Below are 26286 nucleotides of genomic sequence, written 5' to 3' on the forward strand. Positions count from 1 at the left end.
AACGTAATTAGTGTTATTGTACGCTAAGTTATCCAATATTTAAAGAATGAGAGATTCAATTGTTTCAATTATGTAACAAAACACCTTCAAAAAATGAAGGTGTTTGTTTATTATAGGTAATTTTTTATTGTGTCTAACCAGACATCTTCGTCATTGAGGACTAAACCATTGAGTTTGATGAGGCCAATGGTATAAAGATTAGCATAAGGAAACTGTGATTCTGCAATATCATGAAGGGCGGCGATTTTTTTAGTGTTATTTGCTCCTTGCTGTCTACTATCTGTAAATAAGGCAAGGATAGGTATCCCCGCTTGATAGGCAACGCCAATCTCTGAAGCCACGCCAACATCAATAACTGGCCCATCGATAACAGCGAGCATTAATTTGCTTTCTAAGAGGGCATTGGTGTCATAAGTAGCAATCATTTTAGCATCTGCAAAGCTTTCTTTGTCGTTGATATCTCCTTGTTCTTGAGGAAGGTAGACGACTTGATCAGGGTAGCGTTCACGAATTTTTTTAACGAGATACTCATTATAAAAACGCTCCATATTTGAGAATAAAGGACTGGCAAAATAAAGTTGCTTTTCCATAAAAAAACTCCTATCTATAATGTATTACTTATAGATTAGACCAAAATGTAACAATTTGTAAAGGGTTTGTTACATAGAGTGATTGTTATTTTTGTATAATGGGTAGAGAAAGTAAGAACGGACGAAATAAGAAAGGTGTTGTCATTGTTGAAAGGGAAAAAGATAGTAAGCGCATTTTTATCATTGTTGATGTTAGTCCTATTTCCATTAAATGTCTTTGCAGCGGCAAAGGAAGAAACAGTTAAAAAGGAAAGCTCTGAGATTAGCGCAAAAATTGATAGTGCACTAGATTCAGTCAATGCAAAATATCAAGAATTAGAAACCATTAAATCTAATGTTACTAATACAGAAGAAACGATTAAAGAAACGTTAGTGAGTATTTCTGAGACAGAGAAAAACATCGAAAAAAGAACAGAAGCAATGGCAGGACGCATGCAAGATATTCAAGCAAATGGTTCTTCATTCAATCTAGTCGATGCAGTGATGACTGCAGAAAATATGTCTGATTTTGTTAACCGCGTGTATGCTGTCACTGTATTACAGGGGGCTGAAAAATCAAAAGTAGAGTCTTTAGCAGCGGATAAAGAGCAACTAGAAACACTGAAACATGATTTAGTAACGAATCAACAAGCATTAACGGAACAAAAAGAAGCCATGGAAGTTGAGACGATTAACTTGGAGCAAGAAGTGTCATCGTTAAAAACAGAACTAGCAGATAATGAAGAATTATTAACTAAATTAGCCAACGACCGTATCGCAAAAGAAGCGGTAGAAAAGAAAGCAGCAGCAGAGGCTGTGAAACAAGAAAAAGCAGCTAAGAAAACAGTGTCATCTGAGGCTAAAGCACCAGAAAAGAAAGTAGCATCAGAACCTGTTACTAACACAACAAGTGAAAAAGAAGCAACAGTGACACCTGAACCGACGCCAGAACCTACCCAAAACACACCATCAGAACCAAGTTCTAACGGTGGGGGTCAAACCTTAACAATGGAAGCAACAGGCTATTCATATACAGAACCAGGCCTCAGCTTTTATACATCAACAGGAATTGACTTACGTCAAAATTCACGTGTCATAGCTGTGGATCCAAGCGTTATTCCACTAGGCTCTCTAGTAGAAGTGTCTGGTTACGGCTTAGCTGTGGCTGGTGATATTGGTGGAGCAATTGTGGGTAACCGCATTGACTTACATTTCAATACAGTGGACGAATGTTTAAACTGGGGACGACGCACAGTTACTGTAACCATTAAATAATCGATAAAAACACCACGAAGGGTAATGTGACCCTTCGTGGTGTTTTTTTTGTGATTGATTTTTGTTGGATGAGGAGCTAATTGTTAGTTTTGTGTGGCTGGTCTAACAGTTTTGTATCTCCTCTGATGTGGCTTAGACTCAGAGATTTCTGTTGCATTGTGTCCCACGATATGGGCGACTAAAATAGCAATAGCGATAATCGTCATCATATTAACCACCTCCCTTTCCAATCAAATAAGAGCAGAAACCTATCATTAAATAAGACAGGTACCCACTCTTAGACATATTACGTTACTAACATGTTGAGCTTTAGCACTATACAACGTAAAGACCAGGTCTTAGCTATTTTGAGAAAAGCCTTCTTGACGACAATCCTTGTTCTACCCATTGGTGTCTCTCGACGTTTTTGGGCAATAGCCTGTGTTTGTATAGGAGCCTCACCTAACAAAATTCAATTATCGTAGTTAAATTTAACACGTTGTAGGAAGGATGTCAAACCTTAAGCTTGTATTCTCGAACAATGAGCCATGTAGTTACAGGTATTGTTAAGGTAATAGCTATTCCACTGGTTAAAATTCCCACCCATTCAGTTACCAGAAGATTTGTATTAAACAATTGATAAAAAGAATAATCCACATCTAAAAACCAAATAAAGACAGCGATTTGACTTCCTAAAGTTGCGAACAATAAGGTGTTGATAGTGGTATTAAGAACGTCAATGCCAATACGCTTACCAGATTGAAACATGGCTTGTTTTGTAATGGTTGGTTTTTGATAGTACAACTCGCCTAAAGCAGAAGCGATAGAGACGGTAATATCGTTAATAGCACCGATGGTAGCCATCGTTAAGACCGCCATGCTAATAGATAGGAAAGAGCGGTTAATTTGTAGGGAATACATATCCATCTCCATTAGTTCTTCTGTCGGAATACCTTGGAGATTAAGCATAGATGACACGGTAAAAATAACTAGAGTCATGCTGATTAAAATAAGCATACTACTAAGAAAGGCAGGTCTTGTCCATGTCGCTCCTTGGTTGATGTAATAGATATTTAACCAACTAATCATTAAGCAAGCAATCAACGTTAATAGGAACGGAGATAATCCCCAATGTATTCCAATCAAGAGCGTGAAGAGAATGAAGGTATTTAAAAAAAGAGAAAGTAAAATATGTCGTCTCTTATCGCCTGAAATCCAACTAATCAGTATGACTAAAACAATGAGTAAGACGGCATTAACTGACATATGGACGCTCCTTTCCTTTGTAAAAATAGGTAGTCATAAAAGTAGTGATAGGAATGGTTAGAACAATACCTATGCTACTTACTAATGCGCGGGCTAATTCTAAAGAAATAGATAAAGAAAAGGTGTAAGTAAGGGACATCTGATTACTCAAAAAAATAATCATTAAGGGAATCGAACCGCTCAAATAAGAAAAAAACATGATATTAATCATGGGTCCCATGACCTCTTGACCGATACGGGTAGCAGATTGTTTAAGCTCTAACGTTGTGACATCTGGTTTATTGGCTACGACTTCTGTCAAAGCAGTGCTGATGGTCATAGCGACATCCATAATAGCTCCAAGAGAGCCCATCAATAGACTTGTGAAGAAAATGATTGGACCAGGTCGTGTAATAAGATCCATGGATTCGTAGTGCAGTCCTTTGTGATCGAGTAATGTGATGACAATAGCGCCAATAAAGAAGGTACTATAGGTCGTAACAAGAGACGCTGTCATAGCAATCCTTGTTTTTACTGACCAACCACTGAATAACATAAGGCTTACTATGATGAACAAAGGTGTCAGTAATAAACTTGCAATAAGCAATAATTGGCTGTTAGCTTCTTTATACCACATTAGTAATCCTATCAGTAGACCCGCGTTGATACCAAAAACAAGAAATAATTTGATTCCGTGATGCTTGGCAACCACTAATATCAATAGCACCGTGAGAAGGATGAAAATAATCAAAGAGCTATCTCGTTTCGTTTCAATGATACTAGATTCAGCTAAATCTGTGTGATTGATATCCATAAATAGAACATCTCTTATGTGATAGCGTTGCGTGCTAATTTGAGATTGATCATAGTGATTGATGAGTGTAATCTGTTGGTCTTTATGCTCTCCTGATAATAAGAGAATAGAAAGACGTTGTGTGGTTAAAACATCTTGATTACCGTGTTGATCCATTGTATCTACCTGACTTATTGTCTCTGTGTCTGTCACTTTTCCAACACTTAAGGAGTAATTGGGGTATTGGAAAGATTGGTATAAGATGATAAGTAAGAAAGTGATGAGGCCAACACCTATAAATGAGTACACAGGTTTCATCGTTAAAAGGCTCCTCTCTAAGATTAAATCAAAGTTTAGCACAGATAAAAGGAAAGAATCAAATGAGGTAACGGTCATTTATTCTTCCGTATATTTAGGGATAAGTGTTACAATAAAAAGGAATAACTAAGAATATGGGAGGTTAAAAAATGTCGAAACATAAAAAAATAATCCGTGTCATACTATTAGGTGGCCTTATTGTAACCTTGAGTGGTTGTACGGATATGTTTAACTGGATGAAGGATTTTAAACAAGACTTTGCAGGATTAGAAATGGTTGTCCAAACGTATGATACTAATTCTCAGCTTATTGATAGTGTCAGTGGAAAATCTGTCAAAATTGAGCGAGACACCAAATTTGATAAGACAGGATCTGATGGTGAAGTTCGGAAGGATTCTAAAGTTATCGCATTGACAGTAGGCGGGAAATCAATGACTCATGTGGGTTCTTCTCTTATTGCCTACGAGCAAGGAATGGATAATATCTTTGAAGATTATGCTAAAAAGGTAGACATTGATAATCAAAATAAAGCGGTTCCTGTGATGAATAGTATGTACAATGAATTTCAAAATAAATTTACAGGAAAAGCGAAAACGATTTTAATTAGAAGTCAAGATGGTAACCCCTTGGCGACATTTAGTGGCGATAGCATTCGTATATCAGATACAGAAGTTCCCTCATCTACTAATTTTTTAGTAGATGGGAAACGATTATTTGTTTATCGGTGTGATTACACTGTTTATGACAATGATTTATTGAAATAAAGGTATTTAATAACAAATAAACGCGTTAATTTGACAGATATACCAATGAATGAGAGAATAATAGATAACTAAATACCGTTACCATCACAAAGGGGAGCTTCAGCTGAGATTGAATTCAGACATTCTAAACCCTAGAACCTGATTTTGTTAGTACATTCGTAGGAATTGTGATGGAGTAATCTCAAGGACATTACTCCCTTTTTGTGTGGTCGGCAAACATTAAAAGGGGGATTTTTTTATGTCACAACAGAAAAATAGAATTTGGTTAGAGGGAGCAATTGTCGCCGCTCTATCTATGGCACTTTCCTTTATACCGCTAAAGTTTGGTCCAGGTTTTTCGATTTCAATAGGTATGTTTCCTTTGATTGTTTATGCTTTTAGAAGGGGAACTAAGCCAGCTCTAATGTCAGGATTGATGTGGGGATTACTGCATTTTGTCATGGGGAAAGCCCATATTTTGACTGTATCACAAGCTTTAATTGAATATTTATTGGCCTACACCTTTATCGGAATGGCAGGTGTGTATTCTAACAAAATAAAAGAGGCAGTTAGGTCTAACAGTCGTTCTGTTTATCTCTATTTGGGCTTGGGGACAGTGGTAGGAATCATTAGCCGATATGTTTGGCATGTTGTTGCAGGTGTTATATTTTGGGGTAAATATGCAATGTGGGGCTTAAGTCCGCTGATGTATTCTCTCGTTATTAATGGAACAAGTGCTATACTAACAGGATTAGCTACATACGCACTGCTTATTTTAACCATGAAAAAAAATAAAAAGTTATTGTTACCATCATAAATAAAATAAAAAGAACCGATAGGGGGACTATCGGTTCTTTTTGTGTCGTTTGTTACTATCTTTTGTTTGTTATATTCAGCGATAAGGTTTCCTGTTTCTGTGACGTTGGACCATTTGGACCACCATTAAAAGGATAAGAATAGGAAAGAATAATTTAATGATGATGGCTAGAATACCACTTACCAATTGAAGAATTAGCCACAGACCAAAAATGAGAGCAATTATTGCTACAACATAGGTCCAATCTCTAGATTGTCTCATGTCACACCTCCTGTATCACTTGATGTCTCAATTATACCAAGTGAGAAGAGAAGATACGTCAACCTCTAGACTGATTTTTATAGTAGACCTTTAGTAGGACAAAAGCCACAGTACTAGTTGCAATCCCTGCCACGATGGCTTCTGGGATACCATTAATAAAGATGACACTTAGAACGGCTTTATATAAGCCACTCCCGACAGTGATTCCTTTAGCACTAGCATAAGCATCTTGGAATAAAAAGAAAATGAGATTCATCACTAGGATAGTATTCACTAAAGACCCTGTGACTCCTGCTGTAAATAAAGCGATTCTTTTCGATTCCTCTTTTTTAGGGTTAACGAGTCCTTTGTATACATAGTAAGGAACGACTCCTGTTAATATACGAGGAATCAAAGCGATAACAATGGCCCATAAGCTCCCTTGCGTTGTCCCTAGAACAGGGATAAAAGGAGAGAAGGCGAAAGACAAGATAGAAGGTGTAATCGTATTAATCAACATACTACTTAAACCAAAAACGAGTCCTAATAGGGCACCGATTTGAGGCCCTAAAATAATAGAACCGATAATCACTGGCACGTGCACCAAGGTTGCTTTGATAAAGCCTAAATTAATGAATCCAAGTGGTGTAAAAGAAAAAAGAATAATAATCGCTATAAAGATAGCGGTTAGGGTTAACTGTTTGGTTTTCATGTTACTTCTCCTTTAATTCTTGAAAATAAGCCACGATTTTTTCGACAATGATAGAAACATCCTCAAGGGCACCTTTGCCGTAATCCCCGCAAGCTAAAAGACTTTCTTTTGGTTCAATGATGTCGTAACCGTAGCGTGTTAGAGTGGCTAAATTATCCACCATGGCAGGGTTTTGATACATGTACGTATTCATAGCTGGTGCAATCCATTTTGGAATATCATGGACAGCCAGTGCTGTTGTAGACAACATGTCGTCTGCAATGCCGTTAGCAATTTTTCCAATAATATTGGCAGAAGCAGGAGCGATTAAAAATAAATCGGCTCTTTTGACCATATCGATGTGATTAATTTCTAAAGGGTTATGTTCTAACATGACATCTGTGTGTACTCTGTTTTTAGATAATACTTGCAAGGTAAGTTCAGGTATAATTTGTGTGCTATTTTTTGTCATAATAATTTCTACATTAATGTTGTGTTTTTTTAGTTGGCTCGTCAGATCGGCTGCTTTATAGGCAGAGATACTGGCCGATACGCCAAGTAAAACCGTTGGCATAATAATGTCACTCCTTACTATTTGATGATAAGTTGCTTGATTCCTTGAGCAATGTCTTTTTTCGTTGTGAAGCGTTGTCTCACACCTGATGTATCTACAAGTAGACCAAGGTGTTCTTCCTTTGTAATGTTTTCTAAGTCATTAGCTAGGATAAAATCGGCTTGATTTTTGATGATACTCTCCCTTGCCACTTGGACCAATTCTTCTTCTTTCACACCCACTAGTAGTTTGAAACCAATAAGAGTGGTATTAGGTTGCCATTTTTTGATGTGTTGAATGACTTTAGGTGCTTTATCTAAGATTAAGACAAGTTGTTCTCCTTTGGAACTGATTTTTTTAGCTGTTTGATCCGTGAATGTGTCCGGGTTATGTAGGATTTGTTGAATAGCAGTTACTAATTCATCCTCTGATAAGTCTGGCTGTTTTTTTAGATTTTTTGCTAATGTGCGAGCTAGCTCGTAATCACTTAAGGCTTGGTTGGCCTGGTAATCACTCACCGCCATACTGTGGATAACATAATCAACGGGCGTGGTTGTTAGTAACTTCTCCATCTGTGTGTATAACTCTTTGACAGAGTGAATGGGGATTAGCTCCACGTTATCTCCTGTTGGTAGTACCGCTTGAGGACCGTGAACGTAGTAGATGTGCACGTCTTCTTTTTTGAACGCATCAGCTATTTCTTTTCCTAGACGCCCTGTGGCTTGATTTGTTAGTACACGAACCTGATCAATTTTTTCAGACGTACCGCCCGCTGTGATGAGTATATTCATGTCGTAAGCTCCTTAATTATTATCGAATGTCAGAAACAAGCAACGAGGTTGGTTGTTCCATATGGTTGAGAATACATGGTACAAGTACCTTTAATGGTGTGGGATATACCTTATTGGCTTGTTTTTTTAAGAGAGGACAGTGAGTGAGTCCTTTAATGCCTACCCCTTGTAAATAAGTTATCGGTTGTCGCTTTGTCACCACAAGCCCCGATCTTATAATGATAGTGGTAGTTGTTAAAGTCATCGCTTCCTGCTCTGCTTGTTTTTTTGCTTTAACATAGCCAGAAGGTCCGCCTTTTGCTGATAGAAAAAGATAATTTTTTTTGTGTTTTTGTGCTTCTTGAGCAATGAGGTGGTTACTATGGACAATCATTTTGTCATAAGTAAGGCCCTTTTTTGGTTGTTCAAAAAGAATCCCAATTAAATTAATGCAACAACGGCAGTTTTTTACATAGTCACGCCATTCTGATTCCCGAAAGATATCCATTGTTACCCATGTTAAGAGAGGGTGTGTCATCCATAGATCATGTCCTTTGGGTTTACCGTGTTTTGAGATGCTAATAACTGGAATGTTTCGCTGGATAGCTTCTTTACAAAGTGCTTGACCAATAAAACCGCTACCACCGAAAATAAGGATAGGTTGTTTCATAGATAACGCCTCCTTTAGGTTGTTTGGATATCTTGTGTATCATTTTAACATAGAACGGTTAAAAATTGGGAAGCAAGATGCTGATAGGAATCGAGGCTAATTGGAGAGGTTTCCTTTTATTTGTCTCAAAATATTGATAGAATGTAGCAAGTAGTTAATTAGAAAAGAGGACAAAATATGCGTGTATTATTTGTAGGAGATGTTGTAGGGTCAATGGGAAGAGATGCCATTACGACCTACTTACCAAAATTAAAGAAAAAGTATCGTCCACAAGTGACAGTAGTGAATGGAGAGAATGCTGCTGCAGGTCGTGGGATTACTGAAAAAATATACAAAAAATTGTTACAGGACGGGGCAGATGTAGTGACCCTAGGGAACCATGCGTGGGACAATCATCAAATCATGGACTTTATAGATGATGCTAAAAAACTGGTACGACCAGCTAATTTCCCAGTGGCAACGACACCGGGACAAGGCATGGTCTTTATTAAGGTGAATCAATTGGAAATCGCTGTGATTAACTTACAGGCGAGAGTCTTTATGACAGCTATAGATGATCCTTTTACGGTGATTGATGAATTAATCGAAGAAGCGCGTGAGAGAACGAATCATATCTTTATTGATTTTCATGGAGAAGTAACCAGTGAAAAACAAGCCATGGGATGGTATGTGGATGGGCGAGTATCCGCGATTGTGGGCACACATACTCATGTGCAAACCAATGATGCTCGTATATTACCAGGAGGAACGGCTTATCTATCAGATGTAGGAATGACGGGTCCTTATGATGGTATTTTAGGGATGCAAAGACCCGCTGTGATTGACAAATTTATAACAGCCTTACCTCACCGCTTTGAAGTGGTGGAAGAGGGACGAGAGTTGTTGTCGTATTGTGTCATTGATATAGACGACACCACAGGTAAAGCTAAAAAAATAGAAGCGCATATGATTAATCCAGATCGACCATTTCGTGATTAAAAAGAAGAGGTGAAAAGAATGGAACGTCCTGATGTGTATACAAAAGCAGTACAAACGTCTCTTAACCAGTTTCTAGAATTATTGAATCAACATCCCGTTATTAAGGATTATCAAGCCATAGAAGCTCAAATCGGGTCTCATGAAGGACTAACAAAAATGGTAGAGGACATTAAACAACTGCAAAAAGATGCGGTTCAATTCGCTCATTACGATAAGCCAATTGCTGAGCAAGAGGCAGTAAAAGCGGCCAATGACTTGCAAAAAGAATTTGATGAACATCCTTTAGTAGTTACGTTTCGTGAGCGACTGATAGAAGCCAATGAATTGGTACAATATATGACAGGTAAGCTAGAAAAAAGTGTTAATGAGGATTTAGATAATAGGTTAGATAGATAAGGAGTGATACTGTGCCTCAAAAAACCAAACACACCCCGATGATGGAGCAATATCTAGGCATTAAGGCACAATACCCTGACGCCTTTTTGTTTTATCGTTTAGGTGATTTTTATGAAATGTTTTATGATGATGCTGAAAAAGCAGCTCAATTATTAGAATTAACATTGACTAGTCGCAATCGGAATGCGGATGACCCAATTCCTATGTGTGGTATTCCCCATCATGCGGCAAGAGGTTACATCGATAATCTCGTTGAGCGAGGGTACAAAGTTGCTATTTGTGAACAAGTGGAAGACCCTAAGACAACCAAAGGCATGGTTAAGCGAGAAGTTGTCCAGTTAGTGACCCCAGGAACCGTCATGGAAGGAAAAGAAGTCGAAGCCAAGACCAATAACTACCTAACAGGATTAGTGATTGAGGATGGGCAATATGGTTTTGCTTACGCTGATTTAAGCACAGGGGAATTGAAAACCAGTGTGTTATTCGATGAAGAAAGTGTTATGAATGAGTGTAGTAGCTTACAAACCAAAGAAATTGTTCTTGGAACACCTATTTCTGACACCTTAGCAGAGCAATTTGAGCAACAGGCTATTTTGATATCAGAGCAGTCTGACATACTCAATCATTCAGAGCTCAATTTCTTAGTAGAAGAGTTAGCAGAACCTTTATTAGTAAAAGGAACACTAACCTTGCTCTCTTATTTATCTGAGACTCAAAAAAGAAGCTTAGGTCACATGCAACAAGCAGAAGTATATGAACCCAAACATTTTTTGAAAATGGATTATTATTCTAAATACAATTTAGAATTGATTCAATCCATCCGTAGCAAAGACAAAAAAGGGACGCTTCTATGGTTATTGGATGAAACCCAAACTGCTATGGGGGGTAGGCTATTAAAACAATGGTTAGACCGTCCTTTAATTCAAATGAAACAAATTGAAGCCAGACAAAACATGATTGAAAGTTTACTAGGCGCTTATTTTGAACGGATGGACATCAAAGAGAATTTGAAAAGAGTGTACGATTTAGAGCGATTAGCCGCTAAAGTAGCATTTGGTAATGTGAATGGTCGCGACTTGCTACAACTAAAAGTATCCTTAGAACAAATACCTGGGATGAGACAGATTTTAATCGGGATAGATGAGGGACAGTGGCAAGATTTATTAGAAAACTTACTACCTATGGAAGAGTTAGTGGCCTTAATAGAATCTGCCATTAATGAAGAAGCCCCATTGAGTATTACAGAAGGTAACGTCATATCAGATGGTTACAACGACCAGTTGGACACGTACAGAGATGCTATGAAAAATGGGAAAAAATGGATTGCGGAACTAGAAAGTAAAGAACGAGAAGCCACAGGAATTAAAACACTTAAAATCAAATTTAACCGAGTATTTGGTTATTTCATCGAAGTGACAAAAAGTAATATAGGCTCTCTTCCAGAAGGTCGCTACGAAAGAAAACAAACGTTAGCAAACGCTGAACGCTATATTACGCCTGAGTTAAAAGAAATTGAAACCTTGATTTTAGAAGCAGAAGAAAAATCACAAGAACTAGAGTATCATTTGTTCTTAAAAATTAGAGAAGAAGTAAAGGCGTCAATTGAGCGATTACAACAATTGGCTAAAGCGATTGCTAGTCTGGATGTCCTGCAAAGTTTAGCGTTTGTGAGTGAAACGTATCATTACGTCCGCCCAACCTTAACACCCAACCGCCACACGTTACTTGTGGAAAATGGTCGGCACCCAGTGGTGGAAAAAGTATTAGGTCATCAAGAATACGTGCCAAATACAGTATCCTTAGAAGAAGAAACCATGATTATGCTTATCACAGGACCCAATATGTCGGGTAAGAGCACGTATATGCGTCAGTTAGCCTTAACGGTTATCATGGCTCAAATTGGTTGTTTTGTTCCGGCAGAGAAGGCCGTCTTGCCTATTTTTGACCAGATATTTACTCGTATCGGGGCCTCAGATGATTTGATTTCAGGTCAAAGTACCTTCATGGTTGAAATGATGGAAGCCAATCAGGCACTCCGTCATGCGACACCGAATAGTTTGATTTTATTTGATGAGATTGGTCGAGGAACCGCAACGTATGATGGTATGGCTTTGGCTCAGTCAATTATTGAGTACATACATGAAGAAGTGAAGGCCAAGACACTATTTTCCACGCATTATCATGAGCTGACACAACTCGATACAGAGCTTAGTGGGTTGAAAAATAATCATGTAGGAGCTGTGGAACAAGACGGGGAAGTGGTCTTTTTACATAAAATGATGGAAGGACCAGCAGATAAGAGTTATGGGGTTCATGTTGCCAAATTAGCTGGACTCCCAAGTTCTTTATTAGAAAGAGCGAGCGTTATTTTAGAAGCGTTAGAAAAAACGAGCCCTACTGCTACTCTGACCACGTTAGAAAAACCAAAAGCGACACCTACTCAACCTGTCAAAACACAAGTTGAAGAAGGTCAATTGTCTTTATTTAGTGGGTTAGAAGCACCAGAACAAGAAGTCATCGATGAATTAAAACAATTGAACTTACTAGATGTTACAGCGTTACAGGCTTTGACAATCTTAGTAGAATTACAAAAAAAATTATAACAAAAGGGGGAACAGGATGACATGGAACGTATTGAAGAGTTATCTCAAACATTAGCGAATCAGATTGCCGCAGGAGAAGTGGTGGAACGCCCTGCCTCAGTTGTGAAGGAACTCGTGGAAAATGCCATTGATGCCAATAGTACCCAAATAGATATTTTTATTGAAGAAGCCGGATTGAAAAAGATACAAGTGGTGGACAATGGTGATGGGATTGTCAATGAGGATGTACTTAACGCTTTTAAGCGCCATGCTACAAGTAAAATTCACACAAGAGATGATCTGTTCCGTATTCGTTCTTTAGGCTTTAGAGGCGAGGCGTTGCCAAGTATTGCGTCTGTATCTGAGCTGATTTTGGAGACGTCAACTGGAGAAGGAACAGGTACTTATTTGGAGTTATCTGGAGGAGAGGTCGTACATCATAGGCCTCATTCATTGCGAAAGGGAACGAGTATCACAGTATCCCACTTGTTCTTTAATACGCCGGCTCGCTTGAAATACGTTAAAACATTGCCTACAGAACTAGCTAAAATTGGGGATATTGTCAATCGACTGGCTATGAGCCACCCGAGTATTGCCTTTCGCTTAGTTCATGACGGGAATGCTATGATGACCACTATGGGTAAAGGGGAATTGAAACAAACCATTGCAGGCATTTATGGCGTCAGTACGGCAAAAAAAATGCTACCGGTCTCAGAAGAAGATTTAGACTTTAAGTTAGAAGGGTATATTTCCTTGCCAGAAGTAACTAGAGCTAGTCGAAATTATGTGTCCATCATCATCAACGGTAGATACATTAAGAATTACCTTCTAAACAAGGCCATTATTGCTGGTTATGGATCAAAGCTCATGGTAGGTAGATTCCCTCTAGTAGTTTTACAAATAGAGATGGATCCGCTTTTAGTGGATGTGAATGTTCACCCAACCAAGCAGGAAGTTCGCTTAAGTAAAGAAAAAGAATTAATGGAACTCATTGAAAGAGGGATAAAAGCGACACTAAGTAAAGAGTTACTTATCCCAAATGTTAAAGACACAGCCCCCTTTAAACGCCGGGTGTCACCTGAACCGAAAATGGAGCAAATTCAATTACCTATTGGAGAGCGAAAGGTGACACCCGCTCAAAGTATCAAAAGACCAACGAACACTAGTGGGTTGAACTATGACTCAAAAAGTGGTGAGTTTTATATGACGCCTAAGGATTCTGACACGGATCCGATAACGGATGTAAATGAAAAAGGGAAGCAACCCATGCCGATACTAGAGGACCAGGTAGCAAGTCACTCAGTCCCTATCGTGGAAGAACAAGTAGAACAAGAGGTTACGATAGAGGACCGTGTAGAAGACGTTTCGGAAGAATCATCGAAAGAGTCTTTTCCACAATTAGAGTATTTTGGTCAGATGCACGGAACGTATTTGTTTGCTCAAAGTGACGAAGGGCTCTATATTGTGGACCAACATGCGGCTCAAGAACGGATAAAGTACGAGTATTTCAGAGAACAGATTGGTCAAGTAACCGATGATTTACAAGATCTTCTTGTCCCTATTGTGTTAGAATATGACAAATCTGATGTTATGACGATCAATGAGCATTTGGACGGTTTAGCCATGATTGGTATTCATTTAGAAGAATTTGGAACCAATAGCTTTATTATTCGTTCACACCCAACGTGGTACCCTGTGGGTGAAGAAGAAGCCATTATGAGAGACATGATTGATATCTTTTTAGAAGAAGGTCAAGTGGATGTGGCAAAATTTAGAGAATCTAAGGCGATTATGATGAGTTGCAAACAATCCATCAAAGCCAATCATTATTTAGATGATAAACAAGCGAGGGCTTTACTTTTAGAACTACAAGAATGCGAGAATCCCTTTAATTGCCCTCATGGAAGACCGGTCTTGATTCATTTTACCAATCAAGACATGGAGAAATTATTTAAACGGATTCAAGATCCTCATTAAAAGGAGAATACAAATGGCCCTTATATTAGCGTCAGCCTCGCCGAGACGACAAGAATTGTTACAAAAAGTGACCGCAGACTTCTTAGTGAAGCCAGCCAATATTGATGAACGTGTGAGAGAGTCAGAAACGCCTGAAGCATACGTTGAGAGAATGGCTTTTGAGAAAGCCAACCATATTAGACAAGAGAGACAGGACGACGTAATTATTGGCTGTGATACGATTGTGGTAGATAAAGGACGTATTCTAGGGAAACCACTCACTGAAGTGGTTGCTATGGAAACGTTGCGTTCGTTAAGTGGTGGGACACACCTTGTGATGACAGGGATGTGTGTACTATTTTCCAACGAGCCACCCATTGTACAAACAGAAATAGTTGAAGTGACGATGTTTGATTTAACAGAGAAAGAGATCACAGAGTATGTAGCGACCAAAGAGCCTCTTGATAAAGCGGGATCTTACGGTATTCAAGGTCAAGGCGCTTTACTAGTAAAAAGGATTAAAGGCGATTATTATTCTGTTATGGGATTGCCCATAGGTCAGCTAAATCAATTATTGAAAGCGAGGGAATTAGGATGAAAAAAGATTTAAATAAATTGCGTCAAACACTCACCCCGACTCAGTATCAAGTAACACAAGAGAGCGGGACAGAAATGCCTTTTTCAAGTGAGTACGACCAACAATTTGAAGAAGGTATTTATGTGGATATCGTCGGTGGAGAAGCCTTGTTTAGCTCATTAGACAAGTATGATGCTGGATGTGGTTGGCCATCATTCACGAAACCTATTGCGACTCTTGAAGAGATTGAAGATACTAGCCTATCCCGAGTCAGGACAGAGGTAAGAAGTCAAGACGCAGATTCCCATTTAGGTCATGTGTTTCCTGACGGTCCAGTAGAAGCTGGTGGTTTAAGGTATTGTATCAATGGGGCTGCCTTAAAATTTATTCCAGTGTCAGAAATGGCAGAAGCGGGTTACGAAAAATACTTACCCTTGTTTGAATAATAAAGTGTATCTTCTGATACGCTTTATTTTTTTCTTTAGTGAAACAAAGTGATTTATGGTACAATTTTAGGGAACATGCGTGCGTGAAAGGAAGATGACAAAGTGTTTGAATATATAAAAGGAACGGTAACGTTTGTTAGTCCGTATTATATCGTAGTAGAAAATAATCAAATAGGGTACCAGATTAGTGTGGCTAATCCTTTCCGATTTTCAGCTTATTATAACGAGGAAGTGACGGTTTACTTACATCAAGTGATTCGTGATGATGCTCATTTATTATACGGCTTTTCTAATTTAGAAGAAAAACAACTCTTTTTAAAGCTTATTAGTGTGTCTGGTATTGGACCTAAAAGTGGGTTGGCTATTATGGCACTAGATGACCATGGTGGTTTGGTTCACGCCATCGAAACGGAAGACGCTAAATATTTAACAAAATTCCCAGGTGTCGGTAAGAAAACAGCTCAACAAATGGTCTTAGATTTGAAAGGCAAATTGGATGAATTAAGTATCACCCCTTCTGCCGTCGAAGCTATGGCAACACAAGATGACTTGTTTAATGTGGTGCCAACAACAGGTTTTGATGAGGCAATTGAAGCGCTAAGAGCTTTAGGTTATACGGAACGAGAAGTGAAAAAAATAACCAAAGAACTAGAACAAGCCACAGCCACAACGACGGATGAGTACTTACGATTTGGTTTGAAATTATTAATGAAAAAATAAGGAGGGACAGATATGGAAGAAGAGCGATTAGTCTCAGGTGCCTTTGTTTCTGAGGAAGAGATGTTAGAAAAATCACTTCGTCCCCAGTGGCTATCTCAATATATTGGGCAAGATAAAGTGAAAAAAGAATTGTCAATTTATATTAAAGCCGCAAAACAAAGGGAAGAAGCTCTCGATCATGTGCTCCTTTATGGCCCTCCAGGATTAGGTAAGACCACAATGGCAATGGTGATTGCCAATGAGATGGGAGTAGCGATTAAAACAACGAGTGGTCCAGCTATTGAAAAACCAGGAGACTTGGTAGCGATTCTTAACGAATTAGAGCCGGGAGATGTTTTGTTCATTGATGAGATTCACCGATTACCACGAGTAGCAGAAGAACTGCTTTATTCTGCTATGGAAGATTTTTATGTGGATATTATGGTAGGACAGGGGCCTAGTGCTCATCCTGTTCATTTCCCACTCCCACCTTTTACCTTAGTAGGGGCAACAACACGTGCCGGTATGTTATCGGCCCCTTTGAGAGATCGATTTGGTATTATTAGCCATATGGAATATTATCGGGATGAAGACTTAAAAGAAATTGTGCTTCGTTCTGCCGCGATTTTTGATACAGACATTCAAGAAAGTGGTGCCTTTGAGATTGCGAGACGTTCAAGAGGAACGCCTCGAATTGCTAACCGATTGTTGAAGCGTGTCAGGGACGTAGCCCAAGTTGAAGGAAATGGAGACATAGACGAAGCCATCGCAGACCAGGCCTTGAAAATGCTACAAGTAGATAATAAAGGTCTTGATTATGTGGATCAAAAATTATTAAAAACCATGATAGAGCTATATAGCGGTGGTCCAGTAGGGTTAACGACCATTGCTGTCAATATCAGCGAGGAAACAGAAACAGTAGAAGACATGTACGAACCATACTTGATTCAAAAAGGCTTCATCAAACGAACTCAGAGAGGTCGCGTGGCAACAGAACTTGCCTACGAGCACTTAGGTTATGTGTATATGGAAAAATAACGACAACTCTGATGTATGAAGGAGTTGTCTTTTTCATTTTTAATATAAAGTTAATTCATGCTTACGTGTTAATTAAATTGCATCAGTTATATTTACATAACAAACAAAGAGGGGGAGTTGTAGGATGATAATTAGTGGATTAGTATTTGGAGTCGTTTCATTGGTATTGGCTATCATGGGTAAAGTAAAAAGTAGCGACAAAGAAAGAAGGGTGAGTTTACTGGCATTAGGCCTCGCTTTGACGCTTCATATTACTTACATTGTGGGGTTAATCGATCATGAGAATCATGTGGCGTTGTATGATGTCGCCAAAACCTTACTTCAGGGGATGCTTGGATATAGTGTGTTAAGTTTAATTATAAATAGTCTAGGAAGATAGATTAAAATGAGAGACTCACTATAAAAGGAGGAGCAATGGTTTTTATTTTGGGGTAAAAATGATAGAATACAACAGAAAGACTTAAATAGAAAAGGTGACAATCATGACATTAAGTACCGCAGATTTTGATTTTGATTTACCAGAAGAGCTTATCGCACAAACGCCTTTAGCTAACCGCGTCGCATCACGACTTTTGGTATTAGATAAAACCACAGGCCAAATGGAAGACAAGGTGTTTAGTGATATACTAGATGAACTTCATCCAGGAGACGCCTTAGTAATGAACAACACCCGGGTATTACCCGCAAGGTTGCACGGTGAAAAACCAGACACAGGCGGGCATTTGGAAGTATTATTACTAACAAATACTGAGGGAGATCAATGGGAAACCTTGATTAAACCAGCAAAGCGTGCCAAACTGGGAACAGTGATTTCTTTTGGTGATGGTAGACTACAAGCCACTGTTATCAAGGAATTAGAGCATGGTGGCCGCATTGTTGAATTCTCTTATGATGGCGTATTTTTAGAAATATTAGAATCTCTAGGAGAAATGCCATTACCACCATACATTAAAGAAAAGTTAGAAGATAACGATAGATACCAAACCGTTTATGCTGAAGAAAATGGTTCAGCAGCAGCACCTACGGCAGGGTTACATTTCACGACTGATTTGTTAGAAAAAATCGAAGCCAAAGGGGTTAAACTTGTTTATTTAACCTTACATGTTGGGTTAGGAACGTTTAGACCCGTAAGTGTGGATGATTTAGATAACCATCAAATGCACAGTGAATTTTATCGTTTAACAGACGAAGCAGCAAAAGAACTAAGAGACATTAAAGCCAAAGGTGGTCGTATTGTTGCGGTTGGGACAACCTCAATTAGAACCTTAGAAACCATTGGCACCAAATTTGATGGGGATATCCAAGGAGACAGCGGTTGGACAGATATCTTTATCAAACCAGGGTATGATTTTAAAGTGGTCGATGCGTTTTCAACGAACTTCCATTTACCAAAATCAACCTTAATTATGCTAGTCAGTGCTTTTTCAGACCGAGAAACCGTTCTAAAAGCGTACGAGCATGCGGTAGAAGAAAAATATCGTTTCTTTAGTTTTGGAGACGCGATGTTTGTCAAATAAAGAAAGGTGGAGAAAAAGTGGGAGAACCAGCGATTAAATATCGATTAATAAAAAAAGAGAAACACACAGGGGCTCGTTTAGGTGAAATTATTACCCCTCACGGGACATTTCCGACGCCTATGTTTATGCCTGTTGGGACATTAGCGACAGTAAAAACAATGGCACCAGAAGAATTAAAGGACATGGGTGCAGGTATTATTTTGAGTAATACGTATCATTTATGGTTACGTCCAGGAGAGGACATTGTAGAAGAAGCCGGTGGTCTGCATAAATTTATGAACTGGGATCAAGGGATTTTAACGGATTCTGGTGGTTTCCAAGTATGGTCATTAGCAGACATGCGTCAGATTGAAGAGAAGGGTGTTCATTTTAGAAATCATTTAAATGGGTCTAAAATGTTCTTATCTCCAGAAAAAGCCATTCAAATTCAGAATAAATTAGGACCAGATATCATGATGAGTTTTGATGAGTGTCCACCTTTTGAACAAAGTCATGATTACGTGAAAAAATCAATTGAGAGAACATCACGTTGGGCGGAACGTGGGCTAGAAGCTCATGCTAACCCAGACCGTCAAGGGTTGTTTGGTATTATTCAAGGTGCTGGTTACCAAGACTTACGTGAACAAAGTGCGAGAGACTTAGTGAGCATGGATTTCCCAGGTTATTCTATTGGCGGGTTATCTGTTGGTGAAAGTAAAGAAGAAATGAACCGTGTATTGGAATACACAACACCGTTAATTCCAGAAAACAAACCACGTTACTTAATGGGAGTTGGTACGCCAGACTCATTAATTGATGGTGTGATTCGCGGGGTCGATATGTTTGATTGTGTCTTACCAACGCGTATTGCGCGTAATGGCACATGTATGACAAGTCAAGGTAGATTGGTTGTTAAGAACGCTCAATATGCCCGTGATTTCCGTCCTTTAGACGAAAAATGTGGCTGTTATACTTGTCGTCATTATAGCCGTGCTTACATTCGTCATTTAATTAAGAGTGATGAGACGTTTGGTATGAGATTAACGTCATATCATAACTTATACTTCTTATTAGACGTAATGAAAAAAGTAAGACAATCTATTATGGATGATAACTTATTAGAATTTAGGGAATCATTCTTTGAAGAATACGGTTTTAACGCGAAAAATGCGAAGAATTTCTAAAGTTAGTTAAATAAAACTAGTGAAACCGATTAAAATTTGATACAGTGTATAGTGACTTAAAATTAAAGTGAGGTGTAGATATGGGCGGAGCAGGATTAGGCGGTATGTTATTTCCATTGATTATGATTGGTGGTATGTTGTGGTTTATGACGCGTTCACAAAAAAAACAACAAAAACAACGCCAAGAATTATTAAGCAGTATTACAGCTGGTAGTGAAGTTATTACTATTGGTGGTTTATATGGTATTGTTCACGAATTAAATGAAGACAAAGGCACAGTGACATTAGACTGTGAAGGTATTTATTTAGAATTTGAACGTGCAGCAATTAAAACAGTGAATGCTACAGCAACACCAGCACCAGTCGTGGCAGAAGAAGTTGTTGAAGAAACGATAATAGAAGAAACTGTAAAAGAAGACTAATCGTCTTCTTTTTTTTTTTGCTTTTTCCTATAAAAAAGGGATATTTTGTAAAGAAAACGTATTCATTTGAAAAGTAGTGAAAAAAATCACAAAAGGTATTTACAAGCCTCTTAAAATGTTGTATATTTTAATTGTGAAATACATAACAAACTGTTCTTAGGAGGACTAACATGGCTAAAATAGAAGATAAAAAAGTAGAAATGAAAGAAACGGTATCAGTCGAAGCAGTCATTGATAACTTAGTCGTAAAAGGTAATCAAGCGTTGAAAGAGATGAAAACTTTTGATCAAGAAAAAGTGGATCACATTGTACATGAGATGGCAATGGCCGCACTTAATGAGCACATGCCCCTAGCAAAAATGGCAGTTGAGGAAACAGGTAGAGGAATATATGAAGACAAAGCAATAAAAAATATGTTTGCATCAGAAAGTATTTGGCATAACATTAAACATGATAAAACAGTAGGTGTGATTAGAGAAGATAAGCAAAATGGTATCATAGAAATTGCCGATCCTGTAGGAGTTGTATGTGGTGTGACACCGACAACTAACCCAACATCTACGACCATCTTTAAAGCGATGATTTCCATTAAAACACGTAACCCTATTGTATTTGCTTTTCACCCAAGTGCTCAAAAATGTTCAGCAGAAGCGGCACGTATTGTAAGAGATGCAGCAATCAAAGCCGGTGCACCTGAAGATTGTGTACAATGGGTAGAAGAGCCATCAATAGAAGCAACCAACGCTCTAATGAATCATGAAGGTATCGCCATTGTGTTAGCCACAGGTGGTTCAGGAATGGTAAAAGCAGCGTACTCAACAGGGAAACCAGCTCTAGGTGTTGGACCAGGTAATACCCCATCATACATTGAAAAAAGTGCTAAAATTAAACGCGCAGTGAATGACTTGATTGTATCAAAATCCTTTGATAATGGGATGATTTGTGCGTCAGAACAAGCAGTGATTGTCGATAAAGAAGTATATGCCTCAGTGAAAGCAGAGTTTGAAGCACATCAAGTCTACATTGTTAAACCAAGTGAGCTTGAACAGTTAGAAAATGCCGTGATGAATGAAGCAAAAACAGCAGTGAACCCTCGTATTGTTGGGCATTCAGCAGTATCTATTGCGAAAGACGCAGGGATAACCGTACCAGAAGGAACGAAAATCCTCATTGCTGAATTAGAAGGTGTGGGTGCGGATTACCCATTATCTAGAGAAAAATTATCTCCAGTATTAGCTATGCTAAAAGCAGAGAACACAGAGCATGGTTTAGAATTATGTGAGCAAATGTTACGTTTAAACGGTGAAGGGCATACCGCTGTTTTACACTCTGAAGACGAAGAGTTACAATTAGCCTTTGGTTTAAGAATGAACGCGTGCCGTATCTTGATCAACTCACCAGCTGCCCAAGGTGGGATTGGGGATATTTACAACGAAATGATTCCTTCTTTAACATTAGGTTGTGGCTCATATGGTAAAAATTCAGTGTCTAAAAACGTTACAGCACTTAACTTAATCAATACAAAAACAGTGACGAAACGGAGAAATAACATGCAATGGTTTAAACTTCCTGAGAAAATATTCTTTGAATTAAATTCATTACAGTACTTACAAAAAATGGAAGGGTTAGAACGTGTTTTCATCGTATGTGACCCAGGAATGGTTCAATTTGGTTACGCACAAAAAGTCATTGATGAATTAAACAAACGACCAAACCAAGTACAATTTGAGATGTTCTCGGATGTTGAACCTAACCCATCAACGAATACAGTGTATGCAGGAACTGACATGATTAAAAAATTCAAGCCAGACACAATCATTGCCATTGGTGGTGGTTCTGCGATTGATGCGGCTAAAGGCATGTGGTTATTCTATGAGCATCCAGAAACAGAGTTCTTTGGCGCAAAACAAAAATTCTTGGATATTCGTAAACGTACCTACAAAATGGAAGCAGCGAAGAAAGCCAAGATGGTATGTATTCCAACAACATCAGGTACAGGAGCCGAAGTGACACCATTTGCTGTTATTACTGATAGTGAGACGCATGTAAAATATCCGTTAGCTGATTATGCGTTGACACCAGATGTGGCAATTATCGATCCGCAATTTGTGATGAGTGTCCCAGCTTCAGTCACAGCAGATACAGGGATGGACGTATTGACTCATGCTTTAGAATCCTATGTATCGGTGATGGCTTCTGATTACACACGCGGTTTAAGTTTACAAGCGATTAAATTAGTTTTTGACTATTTAGAGGAATCAGTTAAGAACCCTAACTTAGAAAACAGAGAGAAAATGCACAACGCATCAACAATGGCGGGTATGGCTTTTGCCAATGCTTTCTTAGGTATTTGCCATTCTATTGCACATAAAATCGGTGGAGAATATGGGATTCCTCATGGTCGTACGAATGCCATTTTGTTACCACATATTATTAGATACAATGCTAAAGACCCTTCAAAACACGCTCTATTCCCTAAATATGATTATTTCAGAGCGGACGAAGACTACGCAGATGTGGCTCGTTTCTTAGGCCTAAAAGGCAATACAACAGCGGAGCTTGTGGATGCTTTAGCCACAGAAGTGGAAGAATTGGGAACGCGTGTCGGTATTGAGATGAACCTAAAAGCTCAAGGCGTAACCCAAGAAACCTTGGATAGTACAGTGGATCGTATGGCTGAATTAGCTTATGAAGACCAATGTACAACAGCTAACCCTAAAGAACCATTGATCAGTGAATTAAAACAAATCATCATTGATTCTTACAACAACTAATCATTGATTCCCCTTTGAAGGCGCCACAAACCAGTGGTGCCTTTTTTCATTGCCATTTATCAAAAAAACTGAGGGATGAATGATGGATAAACCCGTGTTTTGATGGTAGAATAAAGGCTGTGTATTTAAAATAGACTCTTTATAAGGTGGAAAAAAATGAAGAAATTTAAATCAAGTAGAAATATAATTATTGCCTTAATCGTGACAATCGTTGTGGTACTGTTAATAAGTTTTAGTGCGGCACAACGTGATGATAAAATGAAAAGTTTACCAGGTCAGTCAGAGGTGAATGGGGTTATTGGAAAAATTGATCGGGTATTGGCAGTTCCTTTTAAGGGGATTGAAGGAAGCGTGAGAGGGATAGGTAATTTGTTTAGCACTTATGCTGAAAACAATCGTTTGAAGAAACAGATTGATTACAACAAAGCCCTAGAAGCACAAGTTGCAAATTATAAAATAGAAAATGACAAGTTAAAAACACAGTTAGACTTAAATGAAACACTATCTAATTATGATGTCATTAACGCTAGTGTGATTAATCGTTCCCCAGATAGTTGGCAAGATGTTTTAACAATTGATAAGGGTTCTAAAGATGGTATTGAAGCTAATATGTCAGTGATGGGTGATAAAGGCTTAATTGGTCGTGTCATTATTGCAGACAAGAGCAGTTCAAAAATTGAGTTATTGACCACAGTGAATCAAAACACGAATCATTTTCCGGTAATGATGAAAGCCAAAGGTGAGAAAGAAGCGTATGGCTTGATGGAAAAATATAATAGTAAGACCCACACGTTAACTGTTAACCAACTGACAACCATCGAGGGAGTCGAAGTAGGCAACCAAGTAACGACGTCAGGATTGGGGAATAATTCACCTAAAGGCTTGTTGATTGGTGAAGTAAAAGAGATTAGAAAAAGTAAAACAGGTTTAGATGATGAAGTCCTATTGACGCCAGCAGCAGATATGTATGATGTAACCACAGTAACGGTTGTTAAACGATTAGCGGGGGCTGGTAGTGATGAATAATCAAAAAATATACCGTTATACGTTGCCCTTTGTGTTCTTTTTGATGATGCTAATTGATGGTCATATTAGTAGTGCGTTATTAGGTTATTTTTCAGTCCCAATGGATTTTACAAGCAATCTATTGTTAATTGTTTTGATGTTTTCTACATTTCAAATGGAAAAAAGTTATATGATTACTTGGTCAAGTATTATTGGTTTGTTGTATGATTCTTATTACTATAATATTTTGGGAGTTAATTTTGTTTTACTTCCGATTATGGTGATGTTAACGTATCTATTATTTGAACATGTTATTCCAAATACTTATACGATTATTTTGAGTGTTATTATTTTTGTCACTACCTTATCTATTGGCCGTGCTAGTATGTTAGTTCTTTTTAATTTAACAAACGGTACAGCATTAGACTTTTTTGTGAGAACCTTGGCGCCTACTCTAGGAATTAATATTCTACTTATTTTGTTACTAATCATTCCTTTAAAACGTTGGTTTAATGTCAAAAATTAACCCTATTACGACTTTGAAATAATCCTGTAACATAACGAACATAAGATTGACATCTATCTATGCTACAATATCAATGTCGTTGAAATTAAAAGTAACTATCTAAAAAGAGATTGAATATAAAAAAAAGAAAACTTGGGGGAATAACCAATTGAAGAAGAAGATTTTTTCAACATTACTAGTAAGTAGTATGGCATTATCGGCAACAGTATTGCCCTTAGTAGCTAGCGCAGAGACAGTGAATCAAAAGATCGAAAATCAAGATAAAAAAATTAGTGACTTACAATCCAAAGAAGCGTCTGCTCAAGCAGAATTAGCAGGGATTGAAGGGAATATTTCATCAATTCAAGAAGAAGCGTCTGCTTTACAAACAAAACAAGCAGAATTAGGAACAGAAATTAAAACATTAGCAGAAGAAATTGCTGAGTTAGAAGAACGTATTGAAAAACGTGACGCGTCTATTAAAGAACAAGCACGTTCAGTACAAGTAGACAGCAATAATTCTAATGTCGTAGAATTAGTATTAAATTCTGATTCTGTTTCAGATGCGGTGACAAAAGTCATGGCAGCAACTAAACTAGTTGGTGCAAACAGTGATATGATGAAACAACAACAAGAAGATAAAGAAGCCGTTGAAGATAAAAAAGAAGCAACGGAAGATAAAGCGACTGAAATTCAAGAAGCAGCTGTTGCTTTAGAAGCTAAAAAAGGCGAACTTGAAGATCAACAATTAGCACAAACAGCTCTAGTAAGTGGTATTGCTGCTGAAAAAGAAACAGAAGAAGGTAAAAAATCTGCATTCTTAGCACAAAAAGCATCTGCTGAAAAACAACGTGCTGCTCAAAAGAAAGCTGTTGAAGTAACGACAACACAAGCTAAAACAACAACAAAAGAGCAATCAGAAAAAGCAACAACGAATGAATCGACAACTGAAACAGTTGTTAACAACACAGATACTAATAACACAAATACTAATAACACAAATAGTAATAATACAAATAATAACAATGTACAACCGTCACAACCAGAAACGCCTGCAGAAACACCAAATACACCAGTTGAAACACCAGCAGAGCCTTCTCAACCTGAGACTCCTGTACAAGAACAACCAGCACCACCAGCTGAAACACCGGCACCACCCGCAGCAAACGGTAGCGCTGTTGTAGCAGAAGCTTACAAACATATTGGTAAACCTTATGTTTGGGCCGCTAGAGGACCAGAAGCGTTTGACTGTTCAGGATTAACGTCATACGTTTACCGTCAAGCAACTGGTAAAGAAATTGGTTCATGGACAGTACCACAAGAAAGTTCAGGAACACAAATTTCATTAAGCCAATTACAACCTGGAGATTTAGTATTCTGGGGTGCTAGAGGCTCAACTCACCACGTAGGTATCTATGTAGGTGGTGGACAATACATTCATGCTCCTCAACCAGGACAAAATGTAACAGTTCAAAGCATTGCTTATTGGTCACCAGACTTTGGTGTACGTGTTAACTAATAATCATAAGAACCAACACATGATGTGTTGGTTCTTTTTTTGTAAT

Annotated in this window: 28 protein-coding genes and 2 riboswitches; of the genes, 19 read left to right on the forward strand and 9 right to left on the reverse strand. The window is 38.2% G+C overall.

What is annotated here, in order from left to right; translation table 11 throughout:
- Nucleotides 1-110: 110 nt before the first annotated feature.
- Entirely contained in the window at nucleotides 111-590 is a 480-nt protein-coding gene (locus tag ACVWM0_RS00860; protein WP_476472766.1) for a nucleoside 2-deoxyribosyltransferase, read from the reverse strand.
- Between the two features lie 147 nt (nucleotides 591-737).
- Between ACVWM0_RS00860 and ACVWM0_RS00865 the strand changes: the two genes are divergently transcribed.
- A complete protein-coding gene (locus tag ACVWM0_RS00865) occupies nucleotides 738-1844 on the forward strand; it encodes a 3D domain-containing protein (protein ID WP_476472767.1) in 1107 nt (368 codons plus the stop codon).
- An 83-nt stretch (nucleotides 1845-1927) separates the two neighbouring features.
- Here ACVWM0_RS00865 and ACVWM0_RS00870 read toward each other — a convergent pair whose 3' ends face one another.
- From ACVWM0_RS00870 to ACVWM0_RS00880, 3 genes are all read right to left on the reverse strand, one after another.
- On the reverse strand, nucleotides 1928-2053 hold the full coding sequence (locus ACVWM0_RS00870; RefSeq protein ID WP_476472768.1) for a hypothetical protein: 126 nt from the start codon (nucleotides 2051-2053) through the stop codon (nucleotides 1928-1930).
- Between the two features lie 77 nt (nucleotides 2054-2130).
- Nucleotides 2131-2300, reverse strand: a riboswitch (M-box (ykoK) riboswitch).
- 36 nt (nucleotides 2301-2336) lie between these two features.
- On the reverse strand, nucleotides 2337-3089 hold the full coding sequence (locus ACVWM0_RS00875; protein ID WP_476472769.1) for a YibE/F family protein: 753 nt from the start codon (nucleotides 3087-3089) through the stop codon (nucleotides 2337-2339).
- Nucleotides 3079-4179 carry a YibE/F family protein gene (locus ACVWM0_RS00880; RefSeq protein WP_476472770.1) on the reverse strand — a complete coding sequence of 367 codons (1101 nt, stop codon included), beginning with the start codon at nucleotides 4177-4179 and terminating at the stop codon, nucleotides 3079-3081. Before ACVWM0_RS00880 ends, ACVWM0_RS00875 begins: the two co-directional genes overlap by 11 nt.
- Nucleotides 4180-4328: 149 nt before the next feature.
- Between ACVWM0_RS00880 and ACVWM0_RS00885 the strand changes: the two genes are divergently transcribed.
- Nucleotides 4329-4943, forward strand: coding sequence for a DUF5052 family protein (locus ACVWM0_RS00885; RefSeq protein ID WP_476472771.1), 615 nt, complete (start codon nucleotides 4329-4331; stop codon nucleotides 4941-4943).
- 80 nt (nucleotides 4944-5023) lie between these two features.
- Nucleotides 5024-5125, forward strand: a riboswitch (TPP riboswitch).
- 56 nt (nucleotides 5126-5181) lie between these two features.
- Complete coding sequence (gene thiT, locus ACVWM0_RS00890; protein ID WP_476472772.1) at nucleotides 5182-5739, forward strand: energy-coupled thiamine transporter ThiT; 558 nt, start codon at nucleotides 5182-5184, stop codon at nucleotides 5737-5739.
- Between the two features lie 75 nt (nucleotides 5740-5814).
- Here the strand turns inward: thiT and ACVWM0_RS00895 are convergent, their stop codons facing one another.
- The 5 genes from ACVWM0_RS00895 to ACVWM0_RS00915 are packed head-to-tail and all read right to left on the reverse strand — an operon-like array spanning nucleotide 5815 to nucleotide 8663.
- On the reverse strand, nucleotides 5815-6000 hold the full coding sequence (locus ACVWM0_RS00895) for a hypothetical protein (RefSeq protein ID WP_476472773.1): 186 nt from the start codon (nucleotides 5998-6000) through the stop codon (nucleotides 5815-5817).
- A gap of 58 nt (nucleotides 6001-6058) precedes the next feature.
- Nucleotides 6059-6691, reverse strand: a complete 633-nt coding sequence (locus ACVWM0_RS00900) for an ECF transporter S component (protein WP_476472774.1) — start codon at nucleotides 6689-6691, stop codon at nucleotides 6059-6061.
- A 1-nt stretch (nucleotide 6692) separates the two neighbouring features.
- Nucleotides 6693-7244, reverse strand: coding sequence for a phosphopantothenoylcysteine decarboxylase (locus tag ACVWM0_RS00905; RefSeq protein WP_476472775.1), 552 nt, complete (start codon nucleotides 7242-7244; stop codon nucleotides 6693-6695).
- A gap of 17 nt (nucleotides 7245-7261) precedes the next feature.
- Complete coding sequence (gene coaB, locus ACVWM0_RS00910) at nucleotides 7262-8014, reverse strand: phosphopantothenate--cysteine ligase (protein ID WP_476472776.1); 753 nt, start codon at nucleotides 8012-8014, stop codon at nucleotides 7262-7264.
- A 19-nt stretch (nucleotides 8015-8033) separates the two neighbouring features.
- On the reverse strand, nucleotides 8034-8663 hold the full coding sequence (locus ACVWM0_RS00915; RefSeq protein WP_476472777.1) for an NAD-dependent epimerase/dehydratase family protein: 630 nt from the start codon (nucleotides 8661-8663) through the stop codon (nucleotides 8034-8036).
- A 177-nt stretch (nucleotides 8664-8840) separates the two neighbouring features.
- On the opposite strand from ACVWM0_RS00915, the gene ACVWM0_RS00920 reads away from it, so the two are divergent.
- From ACVWM0_RS00920 to ACVWM0_RS00995, 16 genes are all read left to right on the forward strand, one after another.
- Nucleotides 8841-9641, forward strand: a complete 801-nt coding sequence (locus ACVWM0_RS00920; RefSeq protein WP_476472778.1) for a TIGR00282 family metallophosphoesterase — start codon at nucleotides 8841-8843, stop codon at nucleotides 9639-9641.
- A gap of 18 nt (nucleotides 9642-9659) precedes the next feature.
- Nucleotides 9660-10037 carry a YlbF family regulator gene (locus ACVWM0_RS00925; RefSeq protein WP_476472779.1) on the forward strand — a complete coding sequence of 126 codons (378 nt, stop codon included), beginning with the start codon at nucleotides 9660-9662 and terminating at the stop codon, nucleotides 10035-10037.
- 11 nt (nucleotides 10038-10048) lie between these two features.
- Entirely contained in the window at nucleotides 10049-12640 is a 2592-nt protein-coding gene (gene mutS, locus ACVWM0_RS00930; protein WP_476472780.1) for a DNA mismatch repair protein MutS, read from the forward strand.
- Between the two features lie 21 nt (nucleotides 12641-12661).
- Entirely contained in the window at nucleotides 12662-14596 is a 1935-nt protein-coding gene (gene mutL / locus ACVWM0_RS00935) for a DNA mismatch repair endonuclease MutL (RefSeq protein ID WP_476472781.1), read from the forward strand.
- A gap of 13 nt (nucleotides 14597-14609) precedes the next feature.
- Nucleotides 14610-15173 carry a Maf family protein gene (locus ACVWM0_RS00940; protein WP_476472782.1) on the forward strand — a complete coding sequence of 188 codons (564 nt, stop codon included), beginning with the start codon at nucleotides 14610-14612 and terminating at the stop codon, nucleotides 15171-15173.
- A complete protein-coding gene (gene msrB / locus ACVWM0_RS00945) occupies nucleotides 15170-15598 on the forward strand; it encodes a peptide-methionine (R)-S-oxide reductase MsrB (protein ID WP_476472783.1) in 429 nt (142 codons plus the stop codon). The genes ACVWM0_RS00940 and msrB overlap by 4 nt, the downstream gene beginning before the upstream one ends.
- Nucleotides 15599-15700: 102 nt before the next feature.
- Complete coding sequence (ruvA, locus tag ACVWM0_RS00950; RefSeq protein ID WP_476472784.1) at nucleotides 15701-16318, forward strand: Holliday junction branch migration protein RuvA; 618 nt, start codon at nucleotides 15701-15703, stop codon at nucleotides 16316-16318.
- Nucleotides 16319-16330: 12 nt separating this feature from the next.
- Nucleotides 16331-17335: a Holliday junction branch migration DNA helicase RuvB gene (gene ruvB / locus ACVWM0_RS00955; protein ID WP_476472785.1), complete on the forward strand. Its 1005-nt coding sequence runs from the start codon at nucleotides 16331-16333 to the stop codon at nucleotides 17333-17335.
- 124 nt (nucleotides 17336-17459) lie between these two features.
- Nucleotides 17460-17714, forward strand: a complete 255-nt coding sequence (locus ACVWM0_RS00960; RefSeq protein WP_476472786.1) for a hypothetical protein — start codon at nucleotides 17460-17462, stop codon at nucleotides 17712-17714.
- A gap of 103 nt (nucleotides 17715-17817) precedes the next feature.
- Nucleotides 17818-18852: a tRNA preQ1(34) S-adenosylmethionine ribosyltransferase-isomerase QueA gene (gene queA, locus ACVWM0_RS00965; protein WP_476472787.1), complete on the forward strand. Its 1035-nt coding sequence runs from the start codon at nucleotides 17818-17820 to the stop codon at nucleotides 18850-18852.
- A gap of 17 nt (nucleotides 18853-18869) precedes the next feature.
- Nucleotides 18870-20015 carry a tRNA guanosine(34) transglycosylase Tgt gene (tgt, locus tag ACVWM0_RS00970; protein WP_476472788.1) on the forward strand — a complete coding sequence of 382 codons (1146 nt, stop codon included), beginning with the start codon at nucleotides 18870-18872 and terminating at the stop codon, nucleotides 20013-20015.
- Nucleotides 20016-20095: 80 nt separating this feature from the next.
- Nucleotides 20096-20437, forward strand: a complete 342-nt coding sequence (yajC, locus tag ACVWM0_RS00975; RefSeq protein ID WP_476472789.1) for a preprotein translocase subunit YajC — start codon at nucleotides 20096-20098, stop codon at nucleotides 20435-20437.
- 170 nt (nucleotides 20438-20607) lie between these two features.
- Nucleotides 20608-23211, forward strand: coding sequence for a bifunctional acetaldehyde-CoA/alcohol dehydrogenase (adhE, locus tag ACVWM0_RS00980; protein WP_476472790.1), 2604 nt, complete (start codon nucleotides 20608-20610; stop codon nucleotides 23209-23211).
- Between the two features lie 156 nt (nucleotides 23212-23367).
- The gene (gene mreC / locus ACVWM0_RS00985) at nucleotides 23368-24237 is read left to right on the forward strand and encodes a rod shape-determining protein MreC (RefSeq protein WP_476472791.1); all 870 of its coding nucleotides are present in this window, start codon (nucleotides 23368-23370) and stop codon (nucleotides 24235-24237) included.
- Nucleotides 24230-24742 (forward strand): rod shape-determining protein MreD, encoded by a 513-nt coding sequence (mreD, locus tag ACVWM0_RS00990; protein WP_476472792.1) that lies wholly within the window; start codon nucleotides 24230-24232, stop codon nucleotides 24740-24742. The genes mreC and mreD overlap by 8 nt, the downstream gene beginning before the upstream one ends.
- A 148-nt stretch (nucleotides 24743-24890) precedes the next feature.
- On the forward strand, nucleotides 24891-26240 hold the full coding sequence (locus ACVWM0_RS00995) for a C40 family peptidase (RefSeq protein WP_476472793.1): 1350 nt from the start codon (nucleotides 24891-24893) through the stop codon (nucleotides 26238-26240).
- The last annotated feature ends 46 nt before the right edge of the window (nucleotides 26241-26286 follow it).

Source organism: Vagococcus sp. 211 (genome assembly GCF_056322705.1).

Excerpts from the sequence above, each read along its gene's own strand:
- ACVWM0_RS00860 (WP_476472766.1), bottom strand. The coding sequence starts at position 590 with ATGGAAAAGCAACTTTATTTTGCCAGTCCTTTATTCTCAAATATGGAG.
- ACVWM0_RS00870 (WP_476472768.1), bottom strand. The coding sequence starts at position 2,053 with ATGATGACGATTATCGCTATTGCTATTTTAGTCGCCCATATCGTGGGA.
- ACVWM0_RS00875 (WP_476472769.1), bottom strand. The coding sequence starts at position 3,089 with ATGTCAGTTAATGCCGTCTTACTCATTGTTTTAGTCATACTGATTAGT.
- ACVWM0_RS00880 (WP_476472770.1), bottom strand. The coding sequence starts at position 4,179 with ATGAAACCTGTGTACTCATTTATAGGTGTTGGCCTCATCACTTTCTTA.
- ACVWM0_RS00885 (WP_476472771.1), top strand. The coding sequence starts at position 4,329 with ATGTCGAAACATAAAAAAATAATCCGTGTCATACTATTAGGTGGCCTT.
- thiT (WP_476472772.1), top strand. The coding sequence starts at position 5,182 with ATGTCACAACAGAAAAATAGAATTTGGTTAGAGGGAGCAATTGTCGCC.
- ACVWM0_RS00895 (WP_476472773.1), bottom strand. The coding sequence starts at position 6,000 with ATGAGACAATCTAGAGATTGGACCTATGTTGTAGCAATAATTGCTCTC.
- ACVWM0_RS00900 (WP_476472774.1), bottom strand. The coding sequence starts at position 6,691 with ATGAAAACCAAACAGTTAACCCTAACCGCTATCTTTATAGCGATTATT.
- ACVWM0_RS00905 (WP_476472775.1), bottom strand. The coding sequence starts at position 7,244 with ATGCCAACGGTTTTACTTGGCGTATCGGCCAGTATCTCTGCCTATAAA.
- coaB (WP_476472776.1), bottom strand. The coding sequence starts at position 8,014 with ATGAATATACTCATCACAGCGGGCGGTACGTCTGAAAAAATTGATCAG.
- ACVWM0_RS00915 (WP_476472777.1), bottom strand. The coding sequence starts at position 8,663 with ATGAAACAACCTATCCTTATTTTCGGTGGTAGCGGTTTTATTGGTCAA.
- ACVWM0_RS00920 (WP_476472778.1), top strand. The coding sequence starts at position 8,841 with ATGCGTGTATTATTTGTAGGAGATGTTGTAGGGTCAATGGGAAGAGAT.
- ACVWM0_RS00925 (WP_476472779.1), top strand. The coding sequence starts at position 9,660 with ATGGAACGTCCTGATGTGTATACAAAAGCAGTACAAACGTCTCTTAAC.
- mutL (WP_476472781.1), top strand. The coding sequence starts at position 12,662 with ATGGAACGTATTGAAGAGTTATCTCAAACATTAGCGAATCAGATTGCC.
- ACVWM0_RS00940 (WP_476472782.1), top strand. The coding sequence starts at position 14,610 with ATGGCCCTTATATTAGCGTCAGCCTCGCCGAGACGACAAGAATTGTTA.
- msrB (WP_476472783.1), top strand. The coding sequence starts at position 15,170 with ATGAAAAAAGATTTAAATAAATTGCGTCAAACACTCACCCCGACTCAG.
- ruvB (WP_476472785.1), top strand. The coding sequence starts at position 16,331 with ATGGAAGAAGAGCGATTAGTCTCAGGTGCCTTTGTTTCTGAGGAAGAG.
- ACVWM0_RS00960 (WP_476472786.1), top strand. The coding sequence starts at position 17,460 with ATGATAATTAGTGGATTAGTATTTGGAGTCGTTTCATTGGTATTGGCT.
- queA (WP_476472787.1), top strand. The coding sequence starts at position 17,818 with ATGACATTAAGTACCGCAGATTTTGATTTTGATTTACCAGAAGAGCTT.
- yajC (WP_476472789.1), top strand. The coding sequence starts at position 20,096 with ATGGGCGGAGCAGGATTAGGCGGTATGTTATTTCCATTGATTATGATT.
- adhE (WP_476472790.1), top strand. The coding sequence starts at position 20,608 with ATGGCTAAAATAGAAGATAAAAAAGTAGAAATGAAAGAAACGGTATCA.
- mreC (WP_476472791.1), top strand. The coding sequence starts at position 23,368 with ATGAAGAAATTTAAATCAAGTAGAAATATAATTATTGCCTTAATCGTG.
- mreD (WP_476472792.1), top strand. The coding sequence starts at position 24,230 with ATGAATAATCAAAAAATATACCGTTATACGTTGCCCTTTGTGTTCTTT.